General features: G+C 56.0%; 2 protein-coding genes and 1 pseudogene. All 3 read left to right on the top strand.

The window, feature by feature from the left end:
• Positions 1 to 785 precede the first annotated feature (785 nt).
• Entirely contained in the window at positions 786 to 1916 is a 1131-nt protein-coding gene (gene hisC, locus EOD29_RS30490; protein WP_063169376.1) for a histidinol-phosphate transaminase, read from the top strand.
• 71 nt (positions 1917 to 1987) lie between these two features.
• Positions 1988 to 3022 (top strand): LLM class flavin-dependent oxidoreductase, encoded by a 1035-nt coding sequence (locus tag EOD29_RS30485; protein ID WP_063169375.1) that lies wholly within the window; start codon positions 1988 to 1990, stop codon positions 3020 to 3022.
• 254 nt (positions 3023 to 3276) lie between these two features.
• A pseudogene (locus EOD29_RS30480) lies at positions 3277 to 3816 on the top strand (transposase); the annotation flags it as partial.

Raw genomic sequence — 3816 nt, 5'->3', positions numbered from 1 at the left:
GATGGATGCTGAAGCGTGGTAACTCCAGTCTCCTCGGTCCGGTCCGAATGGACAACCTCTCGAAAGCTCACACCTAGTGCCGGCAGTGGCACCGCTGTTGTCCGTCGACAGGTCCCGCGCTTGCTCGGTGCGACCAACAACCTTAAGCGCTAGGGCGTAACCTGACCCTGCAAGATCTCCTCACCGACTATAAGGTGCGCCTCACGATCTGAGACGATGGGACAGGATGGCTAAGGAGGTGCGCCGTCTTGCATGCCCCGCCAGCGAGGCGAACCCTCTCGGCTACGCGCGCCACCAGCGACGCTCCATATCGTCAGGCCTGCGTCTCATGCTCAGATGAGCCGGTATTTGGCTCTCTCATCAGCAAACCGAGAGAGCCCATGCCAAGACGGAAGCAAGCAAGACGAACGAGCGTCAGAGATATCCTGCGCCTGACCCATAAACAGGGCAGTCCGGTGGGCCAAGGTGGCAGAGCAACTGAGGTTCGGCAAGACTTCGGCTTCCACCTATCTGCGGGCGCTGGAGACGGGCTGTCGTGCAGGCCCTGCATGCGGCTTTGAGGACGATGCGATGTTGAAACACCGTCTGTTGCGCCGAATCGGCCGTCGGCCAAACGTTGGGTCGTCATCAGGTTCTCGACAGCTTCCCGGTGTCAAATCCAAACCGTGGTCGGCGATCCCCACCAGGGTGGGAAGGCAGCGCTGATATAGCCGAACGTCGATCAAGTCACGATCAACGATTGCCTCATGTCACATGCCCTGCGGGACTGAAAAACGGAGAAGAACATGTGCGATGCAAAACTGAAGACCGTGCTTTCGCTTTTTTCGCCGGTGGCCAGCAAATTAGATGCTCTCTCGTCCAACGGACCAGCGACGGATGCAAACTGCGTTAAGCTAAATACGAACGAGAACCCGTTTCCGTTGCCGAAGAGCGTAATGCAAAGTGCAATTGCTGCGATCGAACACCAGTATCTTTATCCGGAAGACGACAATCTCAGCTTAAGGGCAGCTGCCTCCGATGCTTACGGATTTTCCAAAGATCAGGTGATTGCCGGCAACGGTTCGTCGGAGCTGCTCGGACTCATCTACAGAGCTTTCCTCGCCCCAGGAGATAGAGTGGCAATGCTGTCGCCCGGATTTTCGTTCAACCGTAAACTTGCCATGTTGCAGGGTGCCGAGTTTCTCGAAATCGCATCGAGCGAAGCTCATCCCCTGCCGATAGAAAAACTGCTGTCCGGCCCCGCAAAAGACGCGAAGTTCATTCTGTTGGCTAATCCGAACAATCCGACCGGAACATTCGTGCCGGTGGCCGAAATCGAACGCCTTGTGGAGCAAGCAGATCGCTTGGTCGTCTTGGATGAGGCCTACGTTGACTTCGCACCCGACAATGCCCTGCGCCTCGTCAATAGACATCCGAATCTTTTGATCTTGAGGACTTTTTCAAAGAGCTATGCTGCCGCTGGCGTGCGAGTCGGCTTCGGTTTCGGTCACCCAGAAATCATTGGCAGGCTGCGCAACATCCAGAATGTCTTCAACATGAACGTGATCGGGCAGGCGGTCGGGAAAAGCATTCTTGCGCATCGCCACGCCTACGAAGAGAACCACAGGCACATCAAGCATGAACGACAGCGAGTGACCCTGGCGCTGTTGCAACTTGGCTTTTCCGTAACACCCTCCCACGCAAACTTTTTGCTGGCCCGTGTGCCGGCGGGACAGGAGGGCTCATGCTGGCAAGCCGCGTTGAAAGAGCAGGCGATCCTCATCGCCAGCTTTCCTGACGTAGATTTGAAGAACTGTATTCGCGTCAGCATTGGCACCACAGAGCAGATGGACAAATTCCTTGCTGCCGCCGAACGCGTCTGTATGAACTTTAAGAAGGATCGCGGTGCTCACAAGCATGAAGTCGATTCACATTAAGCATCAAGTAATGATATGTCGTGAGCTATGATGATTAGCGAATAAATATAGGTAATTTGGAGAACAATTAATTGAAGAAAATTTCCGCTTCGGGCCTGACCTTCGGCATCTTCGATCATCTGGACGAAAACGGCGATGACATCGCACAACAATATGCAGATCGGCTGAGCCTAGCAGAAGCGTGCGATGGCTATGGCTTTTATGCGTATCATCTCGCCGAGCACCACTGTACGCCGCATGGCAGAGGTCCATCACCGAATTTGTTCTTAGCGAGCGTCGCCCAGCGAACCCGCAGTCTTCGTGTTGGTCCCATGGTAATGCTACTTGCGCTCTATCATCCGCTGCGTGCCTTCGAGGAGATCTGCATGCTTGATCAGTTGAGCGGCGGCAGGCTTGAACTCGGCATAGGGCGCGGCTCTGCTCCCACTGAATTGGGATACTTCGGGGTTGCTGTAGAAGCAGCACCAGAACAGTATGCGGAGGCCAGTGAGATTCTCATCAATGCGATGAAAGGCGGGACGCTTTCTTATCAGGGCCGCCACTTTGAGTTGAAAGATGTTCCGCTGACGTTGAGACCTCACCAATATCCCCGTCCGCCGACATGGATCGCCACCAATCGACCCGAGCCGGCTAGCTGGGCCGCTGCGAATGGGGCAAACATCGCCTGCGTCGGACCTTCCACTTCTGTTCGCAGCGTTACCGACGCGTTCCGCGCCGCCCGAATTCACGATGCTGACATTGGCCAGCAAGCGCCATTTCTTGGATTGCTCCGAATGGTGGTGATAGGGCGTTCTGAAACAGATGCGTATTTGCTCGCAGCACCTGCCTATGAACGATGGCTCAATAGCTTCAAATTTCTATACGAACTAAATGCCATTTCCACTCCACCAAACTTGCCTTTGAACTTCGATGCAGCAATTGAAAGTGAATTGTGCGTCGTGGGAACGGCAGATTCTGTCCGAAAAGCTCTCCTTGATCAGCTGGAAGAGGCAGGTGCTAATTATCTTCTGTGTCAACTGGCATTTGGGGATTTGCCGCTGGATGCCTCACTATACACCGCATCGGCCATTGGATCCGAAATCATGGCTCGAGTTGCCGCATCGTGAATCCGTCGTGTGATTGGAGGAGCAGCGGCAGCGCTGCTCCTCATTGCGAAACGGTTGTGGGGGCCGGACTCCTGTGTCAGGTGTAAACCATTGGAGCACGTCCTATCTGATCCAGGTCATATCCTGCGGCTTTGAAGTAGTTGGCACATTCGGCTGGGGTGAAGAGGTCGACGACCGCGCCGAGGCGTCCTGACCTTGCCCCTCTGATCTAATCCGGTTTGAAGTTCGTTCTGGCCCATCCAGAGGACCAGGACATGAAACGCAGCCGCTTCTCTGAAGAGCAGATCATCGGAATTTTGAAGAAACACGAGGCCGGGGTATCGGTTGGCGATCTGTGCCGCAAGCACGGGGTCAGCGACGCCTCGATCTACAATTGGAAGGCCCGCTTCGGCGGGATGGATGTCACCGAGGCTCGGCGACCTGAAGGCGCTGGAGGACGAGAACACGCGCCTGAAGCGGCTTTTGGCCGACGCCATGCTCGACAATGCCGCGTTGAAGGACCTTGTGGGAAAGAAATGGTGACGCCCGCCGCCAAGCGGAAAGCTGTCGCTCGCCTGAAGGAAGGCTTCGGGATGAGCGAACGGCGGGCGTGTAAAGCCATCGGCTGTTGCCGCATGACGGTTCGCTACCAGACCAGCAGGCCGGACGACCGCGAGGTTCGCGAGCGGATGAAGGCCGATCGCGCAGGAGCGTCGCCGGTTCGGCTACCGGCGTCTTCTCGTGATGCTGAGGCGGGAGGGCCTGGTCGTGAACCACAAGAAGCTGTTCCGGCTCTATCGGGAGGAGAAGCTCGC

Source organism: Mesorhizobium sp. M1A.T.Ca.IN.004.03.1.1 (assembly GCF_003997555.1).
GTDB lineage: Bacteria > Pseudomonadota > Alphaproteobacteria > Rhizobiales > Rhizobiaceae > Mesorhizobium.
This window is presented reverse-complemented; position numbering and strand designations above follow the sequence as displayed.